The 22,425-nt window shown below is 50.6% G+C and carries 16 protein-coding genes; 3 read left to right on the top strand and 13 right to left on the bottom strand.

Features of this window, described 5'->3' with window-relative positions; translation table 11 throughout:
- Positions 1-14 precede the first annotated feature (14 nt).
- Complete coding sequence (gene pgl, locus M975_RS03370; protein WP_064557282.1) at positions 15-1,013, bottom strand: 6-phosphogluconolactonase; 999 nt, start codon at positions 1,011-1,013, stop codon at positions 15-17.
- A gap of 141 nt (positions 1,014-1,154) precedes the next feature.
- Here pgl and M975_RS03365 point away from each other — a divergent pair, with 141 nt between their 5' ends.
- Complete coding sequence (locus M975_RS03365) at positions 1,155-1,973, top strand: pyridoxal phosphatase (RefSeq protein ID WP_064557280.1); 819 nt, start codon at positions 1,155-1,157, stop codon at positions 1,971-1,973.
- Between the two features lie 49 nt (positions 1,974-2,022).
- Here M975_RS03365 and modC read toward each other — a convergent pair whose 3' ends face one another.
- From modC to M975_RS03320, 9 genes are all read right to left on the bottom strand, one after another.
- Complete coding sequence (modC, locus tag M975_RS03360; RefSeq protein ID WP_064557278.1) at positions 2,023-3,081, bottom strand: molybdenum ABC transporter ATP-binding protein ModC; 1,059 nt, start codon at positions 3,079-3,081, stop codon at positions 2,023-2,025.
- Positions 3,081-3,773, bottom strand: a complete 693-nt coding sequence (modB, locus tag M975_RS03355) for a molybdate ABC transporter permease subunit (protein WP_064557276.1) — start codon at positions 3,771-3,773, stop codon at positions 3,081-3,083. The genes modC and modB overlap by 1 nt, the downstream gene beginning before the upstream one ends.
- A complete protein-coding gene (gene modA, locus M975_RS03350; RefSeq protein WP_064557275.1) occupies positions 3,770-4,546 on the bottom strand; it encodes a molybdate ABC transporter substrate-binding protein in 777 nt (258 codons plus the stop codon). The genes modB and modA overlap by 4 nt, the downstream gene beginning before the upstream one ends.
- Before the next feature lie 122 nt (positions 4,547-4,668).
- Positions 4,669-6,096 (bottom strand): magnesium transporter, encoded by a 1,428-nt coding sequence (mgtE, locus tag M975_RS03345; RefSeq protein ID WP_064557273.1) that lies wholly within the window; start codon positions 6,094-6,096, stop codon positions 4,669-4,671.
- Between the two features lie 91 nt (positions 6,097-6,187).
- Positions 6,188-7,834 carry a multidrug ABC transporter permease/ATP-binding protein gene (locus tag M975_RS03340; RefSeq protein WP_064557271.1) on the bottom strand — a complete coding sequence of 549 codons (1,647 nt, stop codon included), beginning with the start codon at positions 7,832-7,834 and terminating at the stop codon, positions 6,188-6,190.
- Between the two features lie 84 nt (positions 7,835-7,918).
- Positions 7,919-8,560, bottom strand: coding sequence for a DNA oxidative demethylase AlkB (gene alkB, locus M975_RS03335; protein WP_064557663.1), 642 nt, complete (start codon positions 8,558-8,560; stop codon positions 7,919-7,921).
- Between the two features lie 3 nt (positions 8,561-8,563).
- The gene (gene ada / locus M975_RS03330; RefSeq protein ID WP_064557269.1) at positions 8,564-9,634 is read right to left on the bottom strand and encodes a bifunctional DNA-binding transcriptional regulator/O6-methylguanine-DNA methyltransferase Ada; all 1,071 of its coding nucleotides are present in this window, start codon (positions 9,632-9,634) and stop codon (positions 8,564-8,566) included.
- 83 nt (positions 9,635-9,717) lie between these two features.
- Entirely contained in the window at positions 9,718-10,761 is a 1,044-nt protein-coding gene (apbE, locus tag M975_RS03325) for an FAD:protein FMN transferase ApbE (protein ID WP_064557267.1), read from the bottom strand.
- A gap of 139 nt (positions 10,762-10,900) precedes the next feature.
- On the bottom strand, positions 10,901-11,992 hold the full coding sequence (locus M975_RS03320) for a porin OmpC (protein WP_064557264.1): 1,092 nt from the start codon (positions 11,990-11,992) through the stop codon (positions 10,901-10,903).
- 871 nt (positions 11,993-12,863) lie between these two features.
- On the opposite strand from M975_RS03320, the gene rcsD reads away from it, so the two are divergent.
- Together rcsD and rcsB are read left to right on the top strand one after the other, a co-directional pair.
- Positions 12,864-15,503 carry a phosphotransferase RcsD gene (gene rcsD / locus M975_RS03315; RefSeq protein ID WP_064557262.1) on the top strand — a complete coding sequence of 880 codons (2,640 nt, stop codon included), beginning with the start codon at positions 12,864-12,866 and terminating at the stop codon, positions 15,501-15,503.
- 16 nt (positions 15,504-15,519) lie between these two features.
- Complete coding sequence (rcsB, locus tag M975_RS03310) at positions 15,520-16,170, top strand: response regulator transcription factor RcsB (protein ID WP_064557260.1); 651 nt, start codon at positions 15,520-15,522, stop codon at positions 16,168-16,170.
- An 85-nt stretch (positions 16,171-16,255) separates the two neighbouring features.
- Here the strand turns inward: rcsB and rcsC are convergent, their stop codons facing one another.
- The 3 genes from rcsC to gyrA form a co-directional block, all read right to left on the bottom strand.
- The gene (gene rcsC / locus M975_RS03305; protein ID WP_064557258.1) at positions 16,256-19,102 is read right to left on the bottom strand and encodes a two-component system sensor histidine kinase RcsC; all 2,847 of its coding nucleotides are present in this window, start codon (positions 19,100-19,102) and stop codon (positions 16,256-16,258) included.
- 157 nt (positions 19,103-19,259) lie between these two features.
- The gene (locus M975_RS03300) at positions 19,260-19,646 is read right to left on the bottom strand and encodes an ASCH domain-containing protein (protein ID WP_064557257.1); all 387 of its coding nucleotides are present in this window, start codon (positions 19,644-19,646) and stop codon (positions 19,260-19,262) included.
- A gap of 109 nt (positions 19,647-19,755) precedes the next feature.
- The gene (gene gyrA, locus M975_RS03295; RefSeq protein ID WP_064557256.1) at positions 19,756-22,404 is read right to left on the bottom strand and encodes a DNA topoisomerase (ATP-hydrolyzing) subunit A; all 2,649 of its coding nucleotides are present in this window, start codon (positions 22,402-22,404) and stop codon (positions 19,756-19,758) included.
- Positions 22,405-22,425 lie beyond the last annotated feature (21 nt).

Here is a 22,425-nt window from a genome sequence, read left to right as displayed (position 1 = left end):
GCATAATTAAAAATTTATACTGCGTTTACCACAACCCACATCGGCCCCTGGCCTACGGCATAACGGCCCTTCTCTTCCAGCAAGCCTTGCTCACCGTTAATCTGATAAACCGCGATATGGTGCGATTTCTGCCCGGCTGCAATCAGATATTTACCGCTGTGGTCAATGTTGAAACCGCGCGGTTGCGTTTCAGTTGGCTGGTAGCCTTCCACCGCAAGCACACTGCCATCTTCTGACACGCTAAATACCGTGATAATGCTGGCGGTACGGTCACAGGTGTAAAGATGACGACCATCAGGTGTAATGTGGATATCTGCGCCCCAGCGAGTATCTGAGAAGCCTGGAGGCATCATATCCAACGTCTGCACGCATTCAATTTTGCCGTTAGCGTTTTTCAGCTCCCAGACATCAACAGAACCATTGAGCTCATTGACGCAATAAGCATATTTTTGATTTGGATGGAACGCCATATGGCGCGGCCCGGCACCTTCTACAGTGGTCACTTCCGCAGGAGTCTGCGCAACCAGGTTGCCGTCGTCTGACAGCGTAAACTGGCAAATGCGATCTTGCTTGAGCGCAGGCACCCAAAGCGTGCGGTTATCAGGGGAAATATTGGCTGAGTGGCAACCTTCTAACCCTTCAACAACATCAACAACTTCGCCCGGTAGGCCATCATTACTCAGGCTGACAACGCTTACGCTGCCTGAATTGTATGAAGCGCTGAACAAGAAACGCCCCTGATGATCGGTAGAAATGTGTGTCGGACTGCCCGGTATTGACGCAACTCCCGCTTCGGTGAGCGAGCCGTCGTCTGGCGTAATGCGGTACGCGATAACGCGAAACTCTGGGCGCACGCCAACGTACAGGTAACGTTTGTCAGGGCTGATAACCATTGGCTGAACCTGGCCTGGAACATCAACCACTTGCACAAGCGTAAGCTCACCACCAGGATTAAGCTGCCAGACGTGAATTTGCTGGTTTTCCGGGCTGGCGGTATAGACTGTTTGTTTCATGAAATCTCTCTCTCCCAACGTCTTGAGTAATAGTCACAAGGGTAGTGCGTTTTACCGACTCGTGTTGGCATTTTGAACAACACCACATGGAGTGTAAAATCGGCACAGGCCTTATGATTCTAAATTTGACTGGAACCCTAAATGACTTATCGCGTAATCGCCCTTGATCTCGACGGCACGTTACTCACGCCGCAAAAAACCATTCTTCCTGAATCACTGACAGCTTTACAACGCGCACGTGACGCTGGCGTGAAAGTTGTCATTGTGACGGGCCGTCATCACGTTGCCATCCATCCTTTTTATCAGGCACTGACCCTGGATACACCTGCAATTTGCTGTAATGGCACTTATTTGTATGATTATCATGCGAAAAAGGTTCTTGAGTCCGATCCATTACAACCGCAGCAGGCCAATCAGTTGATTGATTTACTGGATACCCACAATGTTCATGGGCTGATGTATGTCGATGATGCAATGCTGTATCAGGCGCCAACTGGCCATGTTTTGCGTGCCGAAAACTGGGCAAAATCATTGCCGGAATCGCAGCGTCCGGTGTTCCGCCATGTGGACTCTCTGCGTGAAGCCGCCCATGAAGTTAACGCTATCTGGAAATTTGCGCTGACTGATGAAGACACCACGAAATTGAAAAACTTCACTCAGGTTGTCGAACAAGAGTTGGGGCTGGCTTGCGAATGGTCATGGCATGATCAGGTTGATGTTGCACAAATCGGCAACAGCAAAGGCAAGCGTCTGGCGCAATGGGTTGAGTCACAAGGCTTATCAATGAGCCAGGTGATTGCGTTTGGCGATAACTTCAATGACTTAAGCATGCTGGAAAGCGCGGGTCTTGGCGTGGCGATGGGCAATGCCGTTGACGAGATTAAAGCGCGTGCGGATTTAGTGATTGGCACCAACCTGGAAACAGGTATCGCAGAAACGATTTATAAGCATTTAATTTAGTTTGGTGAAAAGCGGTGGATGTCGCTTGCGCCCATCCCCCGACAAAAAATCACGCGGTAATCGAAACACTCTTAATTTGTGCGTACAGCCACTGGCCCGGTTTAATCATGAGCTCATCCCGCGCCCACGGGCTGATACGCGCCCAGAGCGTTCTTGAACCCACTTCCAGTTGCACTTCCACCTGCCCTTCATCGTCATAACACTGGGCAACTTTGGCGCGCAACACGTTACGGATACTGCTGTTCACCGGCGGCTGGAGAATCAATGAAACATCCGACGCCTGAATACGAATACGCAATGCCGTCTGCAATGGCCTGTCGAGCTTATTGACCCACAAATGCTGGTCACCCAGCGCCAGCGCGGTCATGGCGTAATGCGGATGATGTTCCAAAACTGTCACTTTCAACACGCTACTTTGCTGCTCTTTCGGCAACCACGGGTGCATGACACTGCTGCCCCATACTTCTTCCAGGTTGCCAAAGGCTTTCACTTCGCCGCCGTCGAGTACCAGCACTTTATCCGCCAGATGTAGGATCTCTTCCAGCGAGTGGCTGACATACAGCATCGGGATATTAATTTCCCGCGCCAGGCGTTGCAGATACGGCAGCAGTTCACGTTTACGTGGGATATCCAGCGAAGCCAGGGGTTCGTCGAGCAGCAGCAGTTCTGGCGAGGTTAACAAAGCGCGACCAATCGCGACGCGCTGTTTTTCACCACCCGACAAACTCCATGGGAAGCGTTCTAACAGCGGTTCAATTCCCAGCAATGCCACTAGTTTGTCGAACTGTCCGGCGGCGGATCGCGGCATACCGTATTTCAGGTTGCCGCGCACGCGGTAGTGCGGGAATAGCCGCGCATCCTGGAACACGTAACCGATACGCCGTTTCTCAGGAGCAAGGAAACGTTTATTTTCCGCATCACTTAATACACGGTCGTTCAGGACGATTCGCCCCTCTTGCGGGCGAGTCAGTCCGCTAATGGCGTTAATCAGCGAGGTTTTCCCTGCGCCTGAAACGCCAAATACCGCAGTAATTCCCTGCCCAGGTAAGGTTTCATTGATGGCGAGTCGGTGGTCGCCCAGCGTCTGAACGAAATTCAGCTCCAGCATCAGAATGCCCCTATCCGTTTACGGCTCTGTCGTGCCAGCCATTCGGCCACCAGCAAAGAGACCAGCGCCAGCACGATGGAAATGACACACAATCGCGCCGCTGCATTTTCGCCACCAGGGGTTTGAATCAGGGTATACATCGCCGAAGGAATGGTGCGCGTTTCGCCGGGGATGTTTGAAACGAAGGTGATAGTGGCACCGAATTCACCGAGTGAACGCGCAAATGCCAGCACGGTTCCGGCAATAATGCCGGGCAATGTCAGGGGCAGCGTGATGGTACAAAACACGCGCCAGCGCCCGGCACCGAGCGTGCGGGCCGCCTGTTCGAGTTTCATATCCACGCCTTCCAGTGCCAGGCGAATTGCCCGAACCATCAGCGGGAATGACATCACCGCGGCGGCAAGCACCGCGCCGCGCCAGCTAAACGCGAAAGTGATACCAAAAACGTCGTAAATCCAGGAGCCAATCACCCCACGCCTCCCCATCGCAATCAGCAATAAATAACCGACCACAACGGGCGGCAGCACTAAGGGGAGATGGATAATGCTGTCGAGTAAGGCTTTACCCGGGAACCGGCAACGCACCAGCACCCAGGCAAAGAAGATCCCAAAAGGAAGACTAAACAATACCGCAAGGGTTGAGACTTTCAGGCTCAGCAGTACCGCCTGCCATTCGGGATCGGTCAATATCATTTGATTGTCGTAAATCCGTAACGTTGGAAGATAGCTCCCGCTTCCGGTCCTTTCAGATAGGTGTAGAACGCACTTACCGTTGGGTTGTCGTGGCCTTTCACAATGGCAATCGGGTATTCCACTTTTTTGTGGGAATCTTCAGGGAATGTGCCAACAACTTTCACGCCTTTGCTGGCAACAGCATCTGAACCATACACGATACCAATCGGTGCTTCGTCGCGTTCAACCAGCGCCAGTGCGCCACGGACATCTTCTGCAGGAGCAAGTTTTGGCGAGAGCGTATCCCACGCGCCCAATTTTTGCAGCGCTTCTTTGGCATAAATACCTGCCGGAACGTGGTCCGGGTCGCCAACAGCCAGGCGGCCGCCTTTCAGCAATGAAGCCCAGTCGGTTTTCGCATCAATCGCAACATCGCCAAGTTTGCTGGCTTTAGGCGCAACAACCACAAGGCTGTTGCCAAGCAAAGTGATACGGGAATCAGCTTTAATCGCGTCTTTGCTAACGGCGTAATCCATCCATTTCTGGTCGGCAGAGATGAAGAGATCCGCAGGCGCACCCGCTTCAATCTGGCGTGCCAGCGTTGAAGATGAGGCAAACGAAGAAGCGATTTCAACGGTTTTACCTTTCTGATACTGGGTCGCAATATCCTGCATCGCATTGGTTAAAGATGCTGCTGCAAAAACGGTAATTTTACTGTTATCGGCAGATGCCTGCGCGACCATTGTGACGCTCAACGCGGCGCCTAATGCCAGATGTACCCACTGCTTAGCCATGTTTTACTCCATTGAGTTTCGTTATGTATTACATAATATAACGATGCTACGAAGGAAACTACAGAACTTATCGGCACGGCAGCGGGAAAGTTTACCTGGCGAGCCGATTCATTCGGTAAAAGCTAAAGCAAGAATATCGTTGCGAGCCCAAGGAAAATAAAGAACCCCCCGGTGTCGGTAATAGCGGTTATCAGTACGCTCGAACCAACCGCCGGGTCTTTCCCCAGCCGCATCATGATCATTGGGATCAGCACGCCCATCAGCGATGCCACCAACAAATTGAGCACCATCGCAAGCGTCATCACGCCACCAAGTGCCAGGTCGTCGTAGAGAAGCCAGGTGACGCAGCCCATTACGCCGCCCCAGACAATCCCGTTAAACAAGGCCACGCCAAGTTCACGCAACACTAAGAACGAGAAGTTCCCCGGCTGGATATGTTGCAGCGCCAGTGCCCGCACAATCATGGTGATAGTCTGGTTGCCGGTATTTCCGCCAATGCCTGCAACAATCGGCATGAGCGAAGCCAGTGCAACAAGTTGGGAAATGGTGTGTTCAAACAGGCCGATAACACGTGAGGCGACAAAGGCGGTGCACAGGTTAATGGCAAGCCATGCCCAACGTGCTTTTACCGCTTTACTGACCGGAGCGAAGACATCTTCTTCGGCACTCAAACCACCCATACGACGCAAATCGTTATCGGTTTCTTCATAAACCACGTCAACGATTTCATCGATGGTCAATCGGCCAATCAGTTTGCCACTGCTGTCGATAACCGCCGCACTGACTAAGTCATCACGTTCAAAGGTACGCGCGGCAATTTCATCGTTATCTTCCGGGGCAAAACAGGTGGGGTTGTCGTCCATGACATTCAACACCAACGTCTGCGGCGCGTGCAGTAAAATGGTGGTCAATCCTAATTCGCCTATCAGGGTTTTATCACGCGTGGTGACAAAAACCTTATCGGTGTTTTGCGGCACTTTACCGCGTAAACGCAGGAAACGTTGCACTACCGCAAGCGTGACATCTGCCCGCACAGTAATGACTTCGAAATCCATAATCGCGCCAACACTGTGTTTGTCATAGTGCAGCACTTGTCGTACGCGGGTGCGTTGTTCCTGCGGCATGGTTGCCAGCAAGCGCCCCATCAAGTCACGCGGCAAATATTGCGCGAGGTAAATCTGGTCGTCGATATCCAGCGGGCGAATGATATTGAGCAACGCCTTGTCGCTCATGCCTTCAATCAAGTCATCCCAGACGGTTTCGGCGGCCTCAATCAGCACTTTACCGCGCTGGTCGTCTTTTAAAAGGCTCCACAACGCGTGGCGCTCTTCCGTCGGCAATGCTTCCAGCACGTCAGCAAGATCGGCGGCCGGCAGCCTCGCCACCAGCGAGACAATCTCTGAAATATCCTGTTCGGGAGTTTGTGCTTCAGGCTGCGGCAGCTTGCCCAGAATACCTGTGGCAACGGCTTTATTGGTTAACAGAATTTGGAGGATTCGGGCTCGGTCTTGCGCGCGGTGTTTAGTACTGTACTTTGAAGTGACAGACATCTGGCATTTTTCCCTGAGAACGACGAGCTAAGTTATAGCCCTTTCAAGCCCATAAAACAAAAAACCAGCCGATTAAGGCTGGTTTTATTGATCAGTTGTCAGTTCTCGCGACGGCATCTCTTGAGGCATGCTCGCGCTCGTGGCCGGTTAATTCACTGAGTTGCCCCTGGCGCATTTCCAGTAACCGGTCAGCATGAATAAAGTAATGATCGTCATGGCTGATGGCAAAAATGGTTTTGCCCATTTGCTGCATCAGTGGCAACAGCGTCTGGTAGAACTCGCGGCGGAAATGCGGGTCCTGGTCGGCGGCCCATTCATCGAGAAGAATGATGTCGCGCTCTTCCGCTAACGCCAGCAGTAAAGCGACGCGTTTTTTCTGCCCTTTCGAGAGTTTGAGATTGAGGATGGTGCCATTTTCCAGCTCTAACTTGTGGCTCATTTTCAGGCGCTCAAGCCAGGTCGCCACCAGCTCAGGATTCGCCTGTTCACCCTGCGGGCCGAGCAGGCGATCAAACAACCAGACATCGGTAAATACCGCAGAAAACAGTTTGCGATAATCATCCTGATTGCTGGCATCAATCTTTTTACCATCCAGATAAATTGCGCCAGATACCGGCTGGTAAAGCCCGGTCAGCAACATCGCCATGGTAGATTTTCCGCTGCCATTGCCGCCAATCAAGAACAGCAGTTCGCCTCGTTCAATTTTGAAGTTCAACGGCCCGACGGAGAAGGTGTTATCACCGTACTGGAACACCACATCGCGCATTTCCAGGGTTTGCCAGTGCGCAGGTTCAAGACTGCGTGGGAACGCAGCATCGTAAGGCGCCAGGTGGAATTTGTTGAGTTTGTTGAACGCGACTTGTGCCGTCAATAATGTTGGCAATGCGCCAATGGCCGACAGCATCGGCGTGCGTAAGAACAGGAGTGTGAGGGAGAACGTCGCGGCAACATTGGTATCGGACCAGCCGAGGCTGTTTGCCATCCAGAACACCAGGCCAATCACGCCGAGCATCATAATATTCGACCAGTTCACCGCACTCAGATGGTAGGTATCCGCGCGAATAATATGGCTGCGATAATCGTTAGCATGAGGAGTGTAAGTGTCTTCATAGACGCGTTCAGCTCGTTCGCGGTTTAACGCCAGTTCTTTGCGCCCTTCAATCACGGTCTGGTAATCGTTGTAAAGCTGGTCTTCAATTTCACGCAACTGCGCCAGGTGCTTGTAAACTCGCGCCACCAGAACATAGCCACCATAGATGGTTACCGCGACCCAAATCGCCGTGACACCGAGCATTTTTGGCGATAACCACGCCAGGTACGCCGCTGAACCAAAGGTCAAAATAATCCCCTGAACCAGTTCCGGCAGGCGTACAAAGGCAATGGTAATGTTGCGCACATCGCTGGTTAAACCTGCCAGCAGTGCCGCATTGCCGAGTTGTTCAACCCGTTCGACGTGCGTATCCATCAGGCGTTTAATAAATTCGCTGCGTAGACGGAACACAAAATGGTGGCCGAGTGTGGTTAGCGCCAGCTGTGAGCCTAATGTCACCGCCATTAACAGCAACAACAGACCGAGAAATTCCGGTAGCACCGAAAGAGAGAGATCGGGCGTTTCAATCAGCCGCAGATTAATAAAGGCGATCAAACCGATACCTAACGCCGCGCTGAGCAGGCTCAATGCCATAACTATCAAGAAAGGCCAGCGATACTGCCGGTAAACCACACGCAAAAGTTCCATGACTCACAACCCGTAAAACGAAAACAGCGAGCAGTTTAAACGGCTCGCTTCTAACAGCAAGAATAATTCTTATTAATATTCGTGTTAACGGGTGTGGCGGAACGTCAGATTAAAACGAAACTCACCGGTAGCAGGATGATGCGCGGGTTTAAGCGGTAAAATCCCATGATAAAACAGCCGCGAAGGCCCGCCCCACACCACCACATCGCCGTGCTCCAGCATCACTCTTTTTAGCGGGTCGTTACGATTCAGGCCGCCAAACTGAAACACCGCCGGTAAACCCAGCGAAACCGACACAATGGGCTGTTGCAGGTTGAGTTCGTCTTTATCCTGATGCAGCGAAAGTTTGGCGCCTGGTGCATAGCGGTTTATCAGGCAGGCATCGGGGGTAAAATCCACATAGCCCGCCGCCTTTGATGCGGCATCGGATAAACCCCGGTAAATATCCGGCATCGCGGGCCAGGGGTGTGTGGTTAGCGGGTCAATCGGGGAATAAAGATAGCCGTGTTGATTGGTCGTCCAGCCCACGTCGCCACAGTTGGTCATCGCCACTGACATGGTATAACCGCCTGGCGTCACCATCTGGCGAAACGGAGAAAGTGCGGCGAGGGCCGAAATTTGCGCAATCAATGCCTGCGCATTAGCACAGGCAAAGCGGCGCAGGATAACCGCGCCATCAGCCAGCGGCTCTTGCCACGGCGCTTCATCGGCAAATAAATCGAGCATCACTCACTCCCCCTGCTGTTCGGCCTCAATCTCAAGAAGTTGGCGCTTACGTTCAACGCCCCAGCGGTAGCCAGAAAGCGCCCCGTCGTGGCGCACCACACGGTGACACGGGATAATGACGGCCAGTTTATTTGCCGCACATGCCCCAGCCACGGCGCGAACCGCCTGCGGTTTACCAATGCGTTCGGCAATGTCGCGATAGCTCGCCGTCTGCCCGACAGGGATTTCACGCAGCGCCTGCCAGACTTGCTGCTGAAATGCCGTGCCCTGAATATCCAGTGGCAATGCAAGCTGCTGGCCTGGGTGTTCAATACAACTCACGATTTGCGCCACTCGCCGGGAAAACTGTTCATCACCTGCGGTTAATGAAGCGTGCGGGAACAATGTTTCCAGCTCAGCAATGAGCGTTTTTGCATTGCTGCCTAACAGTATGGCGCAAATACCGCGTTCACTCTGTGCGACCAAAAACTCACCCAGACGACAAGTACCCACAACAAAATGAACCCAGGCGCGTTCCCCGCCCTGCCGATATTGCTTAGCTGTCATCCCTAATACCGCGTCTGCTTGCTGGTAATAGTTGCTGCCAGATTGGTAGCCCGCCTCATAAACTGCACGTGTGACAGGTTCACCCTGAGTCAGTTGTTCGCGCAGCCGTTTTGCCCGCACCGCTTTTTGGAAAGCCTGGGGCGTTAAACCGGTAACCTGTTTAAAAAGCCGATGGAAATGAAACGGGCTCATCGCCACGCGCTGCGCGAGTTCTGCAAGAACAATACGCTCGCTGCTGGTTTCGAGGATTCGGCAGGCCTGAGTGATGCGGTCAATACGTTGCTGTTGCGGCGCCAGTTTATCTGGCTGGCAGCGTTTACAGGGGCGAAAACCTGCTTTCACAGCCTCTTCAACACTTTCAAAGAAAAGCACATTTTTACGCAGCGGGTGGCGAGCGCTGCAGGAAGGTCGGCAGCAGATCCCTGTGGTTTTCACCGCAAAAACAAACTGCCCATCAGCACGATTATCACGGGTTTCCACAGCCTGCCAGCGGCTTTCATCATGGGTTTGATCATGGAAATCTTTCATGACTGGCTCCTTAAGTTTTGCTGTCATGGTATGACTCTGACAGCTTCTTCATGCTGGAAAACCCGTAATCTTGCTTTCTAATTTTACTCGCTTAACAGGAATGTTTTAAATTGTGGCGACATCCAGGTACTGAAGCTGTCGCCTTCTTTGGTGATCAAATAGACCGCCAGCCCCTCTTTTTGGGCGACTTGTTTCGCTTTTTCAGTACCCAGGACCATCAGGCCAGTATCCCAGCCATCTGCTTCCATCGCCGTGGGGGAAATCACGGTCGCAGAAACCAGCTTATGCTGAATCGGTTGGCCGGTTTGTGGATCAATCACGTGCGACAGGCGTTTGCCATCCAGTTCGTAGTAATTACGATAGCTTCCTGACGTGCTGATGCCATGCCCGTTAAGATCAACCACTGCCTGCACCGCGTTTTCACGATCGGTCGGTTTCTGGATGGCCACACGCCAGGCTTTGCCATCGGCATTAGTTCCGCGCGTCACAACCGCCCCGCCAACAGAAACCAGGTAACGGCTGATCCCGTTTTGCTCCATTAAACGCGCCAGATGATCGGCCGCGTAGCCTTCGCCCATGGTAGAAAGATCAACATACAAACCAGGAAGATCTTTTTGTAACCACTGCTTCCCCGCCTGATTAATCACGGTCAGATGATGCAGGCCTGTTAGTGCTCTCGCAGCATCAATTTGCGCCTGATCCGGCGTTTTTATTGGCTGTTTATCCGGGCCAAAACCCCACAGATTGACCAGCGGCCCAACGGTGATATCCATCGCGCCGTCTGTTTTCGCGCCAATGCGCAAAGCCATCGTCACAATATCGCTCATCGCTTCCGCAACGGGATAAGGCTCCGTCGAAGGTGACTGGTTGAAGCGCGATAATGCAGAGTCTTTTTTATACGTCGACAGCAGGCGGTCATCGCCGTCCAGTTGCGTCTGAATTTTTTCCCGCAGCTCACTCTGGCGTGTGTTATCTACTCCGGCGAGGCTTGCGCGCCAGTAGGTGCCCATGGTTTTGCCTTCCAGCACCATGCCGCTATTGCTGCTTTTAGCCGTTGGATTATCACAGCCCGCGAGCGCCCCCAGAACGATGGCAAGCAGGCCATAACGTAGTAATCGTAAGTCCATTGTGTCTCTCTCCTGATTGAGCGCAAAAGGGTACACCAACTGGCAGAAAAATTGGCTTTAAAGTGCAGGTTGTTGAGGGTCCAGATGTAAAAAAGGCGCCCGGAGGCGCCTTTTAGAACTCACACTTCTTAAGCAGGAATTAGAACTGGTAAACCAGACCAACACCTACGATGTCATCGGTACCGACGCCAGCGTTACGAGTGAATTCGTTTTCGTCCAGCAGGTTGATTTTGTAATCAACGTAGGTAGACATGTTTTTGTTGAAGTAGTAAGTCGCGCCAACATCAACATATTTAACCAGATCCTGGTCGCCGTAACCTTCGATGTCTTTACCTTTGGACTGCAGGTAAGCAACGGAAGGACGCAGACCGAAGTCGAACTGGTACTGAGCTACAACTTCAAAGTTCTGTGCTTTGTTAGCAAAGCCCAGATCACCAGCGCGAGTTGCGTTGTAAGTTTGGGTGTACTGAGTTGCCAGGTAAACGTTGTTAGCGTCATATTTCAGACCGCCAGTGTAAGTTTCAGCGCGATCGCCTTCACCTACAGCCATGTTGTTCTGGTCAGTAGTACGCTTGGAGCTAGAGATAGCTGAACCCAGGCTGAAACCTTCGCCCAGATCATAAGTCAGGGAGCCGCCGAAGCCGTCACCGTTCTGTTTCAGAGCGCCACGACCGTTCTGAGTAGAACCTTCGCCAGAAACGCTGCCGTTTTTACCCTGGTATTGCAGAGCAAAGTTCAGGCCGTCAACCAGACCGAAGAAGTCGGTGTTACGGTAAGTTGCAACGCCGTTCGCACGAGATTGCAGGAAGTTATCAGAACCGTAAGTATCGCCACCGAACTCTGGCAGTACGTCAGTCCATGAAGTTACATCATAAACTACGCCGTAGTTACGACCGTAGTCGAATGAACCGTAGTCAGCGACACGAATACCTGCGAAACCAAGACGAGTCCACGCCTGGTCGCTGCTGCCTTCGGTGTTGTTCGCCTGAACGTTGTATTCCCACTGGCCGTAACCGGTCAGTTGGCTATTAATCTGAGTTTCACCTTTGAAACCGATACGCACATAAGACTGATCACCGTCAGCGCCTTTGTCGTCAGAGAAGTAGTGCAAACCATCTACTTTACCGTACAGATCTAATTTGTTGCCGTCTTTGTTATAAATTTCGGCCGCATGAGCGGTGCCTGCAACCAGCAATGCTGGAACCAGGAGGGACAGTACTTTAACTTTCATGTTATTAACCCTCTATATTGTTATATGCCTTTTTATATGCCACTGCTTACTGATTAATTCTCTAATCAGTCGGCTAACCCATTGTCCAAAACAAATACAGATTAATCCAATCCGAATATGATACTAAAACCATAGAGATGTTTCATTTATCCATATACGTGTTTCAAAATGTAAATATAAGGGAACTTTTTAAAGCACGAAAAGACAACAATATAAGCACTAATAGTCAAAAAGAATAAAACATAACTAATTTTCAATAAGTTACAAACAAATATCGTGTGTAGCACTGAATGTCAAAACATACCTATGATTTATATATAAAATAACTCCCGCTATCATCATTAACTTTATTTATTACCGTCATTCATCTTTGAATGTCTGTTTACCCCTATTTTGGACCGGATGCTTGCATCCGGTTTTTTTTACGCTTCTTTACGTAACTTTAATCATTTTGTGCTACTCCTGCCTAAAAAGTAACGACTATTAAGAAATCCCCCTGACACCTTCGCTCCCGCAGTGATCTTTTGCAGAAAAGAAAACCTAAATAAACAATCATTTCAAAAATAATAGTTGTACAAAAAAACTATGACTGTACAAAAATAGCACTCGAAATCGATTAAAATACCCGCGATTTAGCGACGTTATTTTGGCTAATTATCAACAACCTGGAAATGTGCGGATTTAGAATTATACTCGTTGAGTTTTAAAGACAGACGATGACGCCAACGCCTGTTACAGGTATTCTTACTCTGGACGTGTTGGTTTCTTACTAACAGCTACAACGCCTGCTGGCTTGCCTGGCAGAGCAGTGGATTTTTTAAGTGGCGAATGCTCGCCGGGTTGCGCGCTAACAATGAGTCAGTCAGACCGTATGATCCCTAATAAATTTTCGCTTATCCCCGGCAATATCACGCGCTTCTTCCTGCTATTGATAGTAGTGCTGCTGGTTGCTATGGGTGTCATAGTGCAAAGCGCCGTCAATATCTGGCTGAAAGATAAAAGCTATCAGATTGTCGATATCACCCACGGCCTGCAAAAAAGGGTCGATACTTATCGTTACGCCACCTGGCAAATCTATGACAACATCGCCGTTTCAACCGCACCCGCAAGTGACGGTTTGCAAGAAACTCGCCTGCGCCAGGATGTGTACTATTTAGAGAAACCACGTCGTAAAACCGAAGCCCTGATTTTTGGCTCCCACGACAGTTCAACTCTGGATATGACACAACGTATCTCGACCTATCTGGATACGTTGTGGGGCGCTGAAAATAGCCCGTGGTCGATGTACTATTTAAACGGCCAGGATAACAGCATGATCCTGGTTTCTACTTTACCGCTTAAAGATCTCTCTTCCGGCCTGAAAGAAAGTGGTGTCGGTTCGATTGTCGATTCACGCCGCGCCGAAATGCTTCAGCAAGCAAATGCGCTGGATGAGCGTGAAAGTTTTTCCTCACTGCGCCATCTGGCGTGGCAAAACGGTTACTACTTCACCCTTCGCACGACCTTTAACCAGCCGGGCCATCTGGCAACGGTTGTGGCATTTGATTTACCCATCAATGACCTGATCCCGCCAATGATGGTTCTCGATAGCTTCCGTCTGGAAAATAATGATACCCAACTGTCGGCCAGCGGTTCTGAGAAAGAAAGCCCGGACAGTGTTGCCATTAACTTTAATGGTGCAAAAATTGAGATAGCCGCTCCGATTGCCACCACGCATCTGCGACTGGTCTGGCAGGTTCCGCTCGGCACCTTGTTGATGGACACCCTGCAGAATATTTTATTCCCGCTGCTGCTCAATATTGGCCTGCTGGTGCTGGCACTGTTTGGCTTCACGACTTTTCGTCAACAAACTGTACGACCTGCCGAAGTGCAAAGCGGTAACGGCGAATTACAAATTCTGCGTGCATTAAATGAAGAGATTGTTTCGCAGCTGCCACTGGGCCTGTTAGTGCATGATCTCGACTCAAACCGCACGGTCATCAGCAATAAGATTGCCGACCACCTGCTGCCGCATCTGAATCTGCAAAACATCATTGCGATGGCCGATCAGCATCAGGGCGTTATTCAGGCAACGGTCAACAACGAACTGTACGAGATTCGACAATTCCGCAGCCAGATTGCTCCACGCACTCAAATCTTTGTTATTCGCGATCAAGACCGCGAAATTCTGGTGAACAAAAAACTCAAACAAGCTCAGCGCCTGTATGAAAAAAACCAGCAAGGACAGGTTTTATTTATGCAGCACATCGGTGAAGCACTCCAGGGGCCAGTGAAAAGTATTGCCGAGCGCGCCAGCGCGCTGAATACGCCTGAAGCCAGTTTACTTGCCAATGAAGCGCAAAACATCGTGCGTCTGGTAGATGAAATTCAGTTGCTGAATATGCTGGAAACTGACACATGGAAAACCAATGCAACACGGTTTGCCATCCAGCCTTTGATTGATGAAGTCGCGCTCGAGATGTTGCCGGTTATCAAACGCAAGGGCCTGCAATTACTGATTAACAACCAGCTTGGTGCCGACGAAGAACGCCACGGCGACCGGGAAGCGCTGCGCAAAGTGCTGCAACTGATACTGCATTATGCGGTGACCACCACCCAGATTGGTAAGATCACGCTGGATATCACCGAAGAAGAGTCCGGCCCTGACCGACTGTTATTCCGCATTCTGGATACCGGTGAAGGCATTAGCAGTGGCGAAGTCGACAATCTCCACTTCCCATTCCTGAATGAAACCAGTGAAGATCGTTACGGGCGTGCTAACGGTTTAACATTTTATTTATGCGACCAATTGTCGCGCAAACTTGGCGGGCATTTGAATATCAAAACCCGCGATGAAATTGGTACCCGTTACAATCTGCACATCAAAATGGCTGCCGAGCCACAACATGAAGAGCAGGAAGAGAAATTACTGGATGATGTGGTCGCGATGATCGATATCACTTCAAATGAAGTGCGTAATATCGTCACGCGATTGCTGGAAAACTGGGGAGCGCAATGCATCACCCCGGATGAAAGACTGGCAAGTCAAGAGTTTGATATCTTCCTGACAGATAATCCGTCTAATCTTACATCTTCCGGTTTGCTTTTAAGCGATGATGAGAACGGAATGCGTAAACTTGGCCCGGGCCAGTTCCGGGTTAACTTTAATATCAGTAATGCCATGCAGGATGCGGTGCTACAACTGATAGAAGAGCAACTGGCGCAAGACAGTATTTCGGAATCACCATTAGGTGGCGATGAAAATGCGCAGCTTCATGCCAGTGGCTATTACGCTCTGTTTGTTGACACAGTACCGGAAGATGTTAGGAGATTGTATACTGAATCTGCGGCGCACGATTTTGTCGCGTTAGCGCAGACAGCTCACCGCTTGAAAGGGGTGTTTGCAATGCTCAACCTGGTACCCGGCAAGCAGTTATGTGAAACGTTAGAGCATCACATTCGTGAGAGTGATGCTACCAACATACAAAAATATACCAGCGATATTGACGCTTACGTCAAGAGTTTGCTGTAGCAAGGTAGCCTATTACATGAACAGTATGAACGTAATTATTGCCGACGACCATCCGATTGTCCTGTTCGGCATTCGTAAATCACTTGAGCAAATCGAGTGGGTGAATGTTGTCGGTGAGTTTGAAGATTCCACAGCACTTATCAATAATCTGCCAAAACTTGATGCTCATGTTTTGATAACCGATCTTTCAATGCCTGGCGACAAATATGGCGACGGTATTACGCTTATCAAATACATCAAGCGTCACTTCCCTCACCTGTCGATCATCGTTTTAACGATGAACAACAACCCTGCCATTTTAAGCGCAGTGTTAGAACTTGATATTGAAGGGATTGTACTGAAGCAAGGCGCGCCAACAGACTTACCAAAAGCGCTGGCAGCATTGCAGAAAGGCAAAAAATTCACTCCTGAGAGCGTTTCTCGCCTGCTGGAAAAAATCAGCGCTGGCGGTTACGGCGACAAGCGTTTGTCTCCTAAAGAGAGCGAAGTACTGCGCCTGTTCGCTGAAGGTTTCCTGGTGACCGAAATTGCCCGTAAACTGAACCGCAGCATCAAAACCATCAGTAGCCAGAAGAAATCAGCCATGATGAAACTGGGTGTGGAAAATGACATTGCTTTGCTGAACTATCTTTCTTCCGTGAGCCTGTCTGCGGCCGACAAAGACTAATTCAATGTCGGATGACGCTGCGCTTATCCGACCGACAAGAAAGCAATCGTAAGGTGGATTAGCGTAAGCGACATCCACCATTTTTTTATCTGCCGCTACGCACCCTTGCCGCGTACAGATCGACTGTTGTTTTCAGGATATCCAGCGTGACCGGTTTCGACAGACAGCTATCCATTCCCGACTCAATACAGCGTTGCTTCTCTTCAGCCAGCGCATTCGCAGTGACCCCCACCACTGGCAGCGTTAAACCTAACTGACGAATACGCTGAGTCAGACGGTAACCATCCATATTCGGCATGTTCACGTCGCTCAACACAATATCGATGTGGTTCTTGCTCAACACGTTCAGGGCATCCACACCGTCATTCGCCGTTTTACATTGATACCCCAACGATCCAAGCTGATCTGCCAGCAAACGTCTGTTGATAGGATGATCGTCGACGACAAGGATCATCATGTCATCGTTGCGTTCATTGTTACCAGAAGACGCAGGTGTTGTGGTGTCCGTCCCCGGCATATTGACCGTGACGCTGTAGATACGCCCCAGTAACAGCAGCAAATCATGCGGTGCAGCAAGACTATGCAGCCAGCAACCCGGTGACAGCTCAATCGGAATACCGATATGGCGACGGCAGAAAATAATAGCCGCCCGCCCTTCCCAGGCTTTTTCCAGCTCATCATCGGTGATCAAAATATCATCGCTGTCCGGCGTTTCACCTTGATATTGTCGGACTTCGATTTGGCTGATAGCCAAAAAAGTTTCCAGATATTTACTCAATGACGCATTACGCACCGCCAGCCAACAGCGCTTATTAACCAGCCCTTCCACCTGTGGCTGCTCGGCATAATTCGCACTATATAAAGGAATACGAATCGTAAATTGGCTACCCATCCCCACTTCGGTATCCACGGAAATGTCGCCATCCATCATGCTGATCAGTTTTTCACAGATGGCAAGCCCAAGCCCGGTGCCCTGGAAGTTGTGCTGCACGCCAGTGCCTACCTGGAAGAATGGGTCAAACAAGCGCGTCACTTCTTTAGCCGGAATCCCCACGCCAGTATCACGCACGCGCCAGGAGAGATAATCCCCTTCCACGCTGACGTGCAGGATAATGCAGCCGATATCGGTGAATTTGATGGCGTTGCTAAGCAAGTTGGAAATCACCTGCTGCAAACGCATCGGGTCCCCTTGCAAGGTTAGCGGCACATCAGGTTCGATAAAACAGTACAGACCGAGTTGTTTACGCACCACCAGTGGCAAATAGTTGGCGGTAATGTGGCTCATCACCTCGCGCGGTGAGAACTCCCGCGGCTCTATTTTTAACTGCTCAGATTCAATTTTCGAGAAGTCGAGAATATCGCTGATGATTTTCAGCAAGAGGCTCGACGAGTTGTTCATCGCCGTAACCAGGCGATCGACCCCTTTTGGCAGCTCTTTAGTTTGCAGCAAATCCAGGTTACCGATGATGCCATACAGCGGTGTTCGCAATTCATGGCTCACCGTGGCAAGGAACATAGATTTCGACTGGCTCGCCTGCTCAGAAGCCTGCGCCATTTCCTGGAGCGACTCTTCCATTTTGACGCGCGCGCTGACATCCACCAGCACACAAATCGCCACGTTCTCGTTGCGGTAACGGGAATGCACAAAGCTAATCTGCAAATTGGTATGGCTACTGGTCAGCACATCGACAAAGTTAACCTGCTGACCACAAATAATTTGCGTCAACCGTTGTCGGTCTTCATGGGTCAGCATATTGAGATAATTGTGCGCCAGCTCGTTGCTCAGGATATTTGTCCCGTCCTGAGTACGCAAAATGCAGATCCCAACGGGCGCTGAAGCGACTATCTTACGGTTGAACTGTTCGTGTTCTTCCAGGCGCTGGGCGTCATTTTCTGCCGGAATAAATATCCGTTTTTCGTACATCCTCGCCAGAGTAAACAGCACTGCGCCAACCAGTATGTTCAGCAGCACTGCGTTGAGGATCAGCATCCTAATCCGTTCCAGCACCATATCGACCGGTACGGAGTACACCACGCTCATTGATGACGGCGGTAAATTCTTCTTGAGGATAAATTGTTTAAAACCAGAGGTATAACCAAACCAGGATCGTTCCTGAACCCATTTTTCTTCTGGCTGGATACGCGTTTCCGGGCCCGTCAGTGAAATCAACGGGTGGCTATTTTCATCGAGGATTGTGACGCCTATCGGCATTGAACCCGGTGAAAGGAAGTTTTCCATGCGAATGGTTTGCTCAACACCGAGCAACGCCTGTAAGCGGTTCGCCAGATAGACCGGCGTCAGCGTGTAGAAATACCCGACACCCGGGCGCGAACCCTGGCCAATCCAGTAAATACTGTTGCTGCGCTCATCCTGCGGCGAATTACGGTATTTCATGATGCGTTCATGCAACGTTTTCAGCGCTTTTTCGCGCTCCAGCGGCATTTCACGCAGGCCGAAATCCGCCATGCACAGGTTGTCACCGCCAATCAAAAAGACGCGGTTGAGATCGTAGGCCGCAGAAAAGTTATCTCGCCAGTAGCGTAAAAACCACGCCAGCGATTGCAAAGAAGAACGCCAGGTCGTGCTCACCGCAGAACAGTCAGAGTCCGGGAACAACGGCATAAAGCTTGGAGGGTCGACTTTATTGTCGTCATTTTCCATGACGGGCAACACGCCATTGGTCGCCGTAAGGCGGTTTTCCGCGATGTACTTGAGCTCTTTCACCACATCAGAGGTGCGTTGGATGTAACGCTGCGCCTGGTCGAAGCTGATATTAAATTCCTGACGAATTTCTGACTCTTTTTCGTGTAGTGCATTGACGATGTAAAACACCGAAAAGAGAGCGATCAGCAGCCAGAGCAATAAAGCCAGCGCCCGGAACAAATAGCGGGAGACTTTTAGTGTGGTGCGAAAGGAGACAAGATATTTCAAATTGAGCCTGGTCGTGGAAATTGCAAAACGCTGGATGCCGTTAAGGTAGCCGCAAAAATGGCAACCCGCAACGGCAAACCGGTAAGGTTTATCGCGATCGATACCTACAAATTGCCGTGGCGGCCGCCTGTATTTATCCGATCGCGAGGTATTACTTTCAGAATTTTTCGATAACCTTGAAATGCATCAACACCAGCGTCATGTCCGGTGAGAACAAATCGTACTCTTCAAAGAAGCGTTTATGCTCATTGCGCCAGTACGCCAGCGTTCGGTCACCTTCACCTTCTGCCAGGGCGTGAGCTGCATCAACCTGTTCAAAAGTCGTCATTTCTACAGTGGTCAGTTCTATCGCGCAAACGGGCTTGTTCTTGCCATCTACCACGACAAAAATATCGCCAACCTGTGCAATACCTTCGCCATCCAGGTTTGCGCAGGTAGCCGTTTTTACGCCGTCCAGTACCAGTTTGACCAGCTCATCTGCCTGTCGTTCTGTATCACCGAATGCCCAGCGTTCTACATCTTCATACTTCTCAGGAATAGCCATTGAGTTACCTTATGAGTTAAACCAAGCCTAACTTGATATTAAAATAAAAAACGCCCGATGCAATAAATGCATCGGGCGTTATGAGTCATATCAAACAACAAAATTCAGATTATTCGTCTGCTTCGTCGTCTGCTTCATCAGAAGCGTTGTCATCTACGTCTGCTTCAGGTGCGATTTCGTCATCACCTTCCGCAACGGTACCGTCGATGGCATCCAGCTCTTCTTCGTCAACCGGTTCAGCAACACGTTGCAGACCCACCACGTTTTCATCATCCGCAGTACGGATAAGGATAACGCCTTGAGTGTTACGGCCAACGACGCTCACTTCGGAAACACGAGTACGCACCAGAGTACCAGCATCGGTAATCATCATGATCTGGTCGGTATCTTCCACCTGTACCGCGCCAACAACGCTGCCGTTACGCTCGGTGACTTTGATGGAGATAACGCCCTGAGTCGCACGCGATTTGGTCGGATACTCATCAGCCGCAGTACGTTTACCGTAACCATTCTGCGTCACGGTCAGGATAGAACCTTCACCGCGTGGAATGATCAGGGAAACGACTTTGTCTTCGCCGGCAAGCTTAATACCGCGAACACCTGTTGCAGTACGGCCCATGGTACGAACAGCGTCTTCTTTGAAGCGCACCACTTTACCCGCAGCCGAGAACAACATGGATTCGTTACTACCGTCGGTCAAATCAACACCAATCAGCTCATCACCCTCGTTGAGGTTGACGGCGATGATGCCCGCAGAACGTGGACGGCTAAAGTCGGTCAACGCAGTTTTCTTCACGGTACCGCTTGCAGTCGCCATGAACACGTTAACGCCTTCGGCATACTCACGTACCGGCAGGATCGCGGTAATACGTTCGTTCGCTTCCAGTGGCAGCAGGTTTACAATTGGACGTCCACGCGCACCACGGCTCGCTTCCGGCAACTGATAAACCTTCATCCAGTACAGACGACCACGGCTGGAGAACAGCAAGATGGTGTCGTGGGTATTGGCAACCAACAGACGGTCGATGAAATCTTCTTCTTTAATACGTGCTGCGGACTTACCTTTACCACCACGACGTTGTGCTTCGTAGTCGGTCAGCGGTTGATATTTCACATAGCCCTGGTGGGACAGCGTCACAACCACATCTTCGCGGTTGATCAAATCTTCAATGTTGATATCAGAGGTATTTGCAGTGATCTCAGTACGACGTTTGTCGCCGAACTGATCGCGCATGGCAACCAGCTCTTCGGTGATCACTTCCATCAGACGTTCAGCACTGCCCAGAATGTGCAGCAACTCAGCAATCTGCTCCAGCAGCTCTTTGTATTCGTCGAGCAGTTTTTCGTGCTCAAGGCCAGTCAGTTTCTGCAAACGCAGATCCAGAATTGCCTGAGCTTGTTGCTCGGTCAGGAAATATTGACCATCACGAATACCGAATTCTGGCTCCAGCCACTCAGGGCGCGCAGCATCATCGCCTGCACGTTCCAGCATGGCAGAAACGTTGCCCAGCGCCCATGAACGGGCAATCAGGCCAGCTTTCGCTTCTGCTGCATTCGGAGAATGACGAATCAGTTCGATAATCGGGTCGATGTTCGCAAGCGCAATCGCCAGACCTTCAAGGATGTGCGCACGGTCGCGTGCTTTACGCAGTTCGAAAATAGTACGACGCGTAACGACTTCACGGCGGTGACGCACGAACGCAGAAAGAATATCTTTCAGGTTCATGATCTTCGGCTGGCCCTGGTGCAGCGCAACCATGTTGATACCGAAGGACGTTTGCAGCTGAGTCTGAGAATAAAGATTATTCAGAACCACTTCGCCCACTGCATCGCGTTTGATTTCGATAACAATGCGCATACCGTCTTTATCAGACTCATCACGCAGAGCACTGATGCCCTCAACGCGTTTGTCTTTTACCAACTCGGCGATTTTCTCAATCAGGCGTGCTTTGTTAACCTGGTATGGAATTTCGTGAACGATGATGGTTTCGCGGCCCGTTTTAGCATCAGCTTCGACTTCAGCGCGTGCGCGGATGTAAATTTTGCCACGGCCGGTGCGGTACGCTTCTTCAATGCCACGACGGCCATTGATGATTGCCGCAGTCGGGAAGTCAGGGCCTGGGATGTGTTCCATCAACCCTTCAACGGTAATATCCTCGTCTTCGATAAAGGCGAGGCAGCCGTTGATGACTTCAGTAATGTTATGAGGCGGGATGTTAGTTGCCATGCCCACTGCGATACCGGACGAACCGTTAACCAGCAGGTTAGGAATTTTGGTTGGCATAACATCAGGAATGCGCTCGGTTCCGTCATAGTTATCGACGAAATCTACCGTGTCTTTTTCGAGATCGGCCATCAGTTCGTGAGCGATTTTCGACATACGGATTTCCGTATAACGCATCGCAGCGGCGGAGTCACCGTCTACAGAACCGAAGTTACCCTGGCCATCTACCAACATGTAACGCAATGAGAATGGCTGCGCCATACGCACGATAGTGTCATAGACAGCGGTATCACCATGAGGGTGATATTTACCGATTACGTCACCAACAACACGGGCGGATTTTTTGTACGCTTTATTCCAGTCATTGCCCAATACGTTCATGGCGTAAAGTACGCGACGGTGTACCGGCTTGAGTCCATCGCGGACATCTGGCAGTGCGCGGCCGACAATAACCGACATCGCGTAATCCAGATATGAGCTCTTAAGCTCTTCCTCAATGTTGACCGGTGTAATTTCTCTGGCAAGGTCGCTCATGTATCCGCTATCCCTCTACTG

This window comes from Buttiauxella brennerae ATCC 51605 (genome assembly GCF_001654925.1).
Taxonomy (GTDB): domain Bacteria; phylum Pseudomonadota; class Gammaproteobacteria; order Enterobacterales; family Enterobacteriaceae; genus Buttiauxella; species Buttiauxella brennerae.
Note: the sequence above shows the minus strand (reverse complement) of the source record. Positions and strands in the feature narration are given on the sequence as shown.

Bases quoted from the DNA above. Each gene is read 5' to 3' on its own strand.
- pgl (WP_064557282.1), bottom strand. From the start codon at position 1,013: ATGAAACAAACAGTCTATACCGCCAGCCCGGAAAACCAGCAAATTCAC.
- M975_RS03365 (WP_064557280.1), top strand. From the start codon at position 1,155: ATGACTTATCGCGTAATCGCCCTTGATCTCGACGGCACGTTACTCACG.
- modC (WP_064557278.1), bottom strand. From the start codon at position 3,081: ATGCTGGAGCTGAATTTCGTTCAGACGCTGGGCGACCACCGACTCGCC.
- modB (WP_064557276.1), bottom strand. From the start codon at position 3,773: ATGATATTGACCGATCCCGAATGGCAGGCGGTACTGCTGAGCCTGAAA.
- modA (WP_064557275.1), bottom strand. From the start codon at position 4,546: ATGGCTAAGCAGTGGGTACATCTGGCATTAGGCGCCGCGTTGAGCGTC.
- mgtE (WP_064557273.1), bottom strand. From the start codon at position 6,096: ATGTCTGTCACTTCAAAGTACAGTACTAAACACCGCGCGCAAGACCGA.
- M975_RS03340 (WP_064557271.1), bottom strand. From the start codon at position 7,834: ATGGAACTTTTGCGTGTGGTTTACCGGCAGTATCGCTGGCCTTTCTTG.
- alkB (WP_064557663.1), bottom strand. From the start codon at position 8,560: ATGCTCGATTTATTTGCCGATGAAGCGCCGTGGCAAGAGCCGCTGGCT.
- ada (WP_064557269.1), bottom strand. From the start codon at position 9,634: ATGAAAGATTTCCATGATCAAACCCATGATGAAAGCCGCTGGCAGGCT.
- apbE (WP_064557267.1), bottom strand. From the start codon at position 10,761: ATGGACTTACGATTACTACGTTATGGCCTGCTTGCCATCGTTCTGGGG.
- M975_RS03320 (WP_064557264.1), bottom strand. From the start codon at position 11,992: ATGAAAGTTAAAGTACTGTCCCTCCTGGTTCCAGCATTGCTGGTTGCA.
- rcsD (WP_064557262.1), top strand. From the start codon at position 12,864: ATGATCCCTAATAAATTTTCGCTTATCCCCGGCAATATCACGCGCTTC.
- rcsB (WP_064557260.1), top strand. From the start codon at position 15,520: ATGAACAGTATGAACGTAATTATTGCCGACGACCATCCGATTGTCCTG.
- M975_RS03300 (WP_064557257.1), bottom strand. From the start codon at position 19,646: ATGGCTATTCCTGAGAAGTATGAAGATGTAGAACGCTGGGCATTCGGT.
- gyrA (WP_064557256.1), bottom strand. From the start codon at position 22,404: ATGAGCGACCTTGCCAGAGAAATTACACCGGTCAACATTGAGGAAGAG.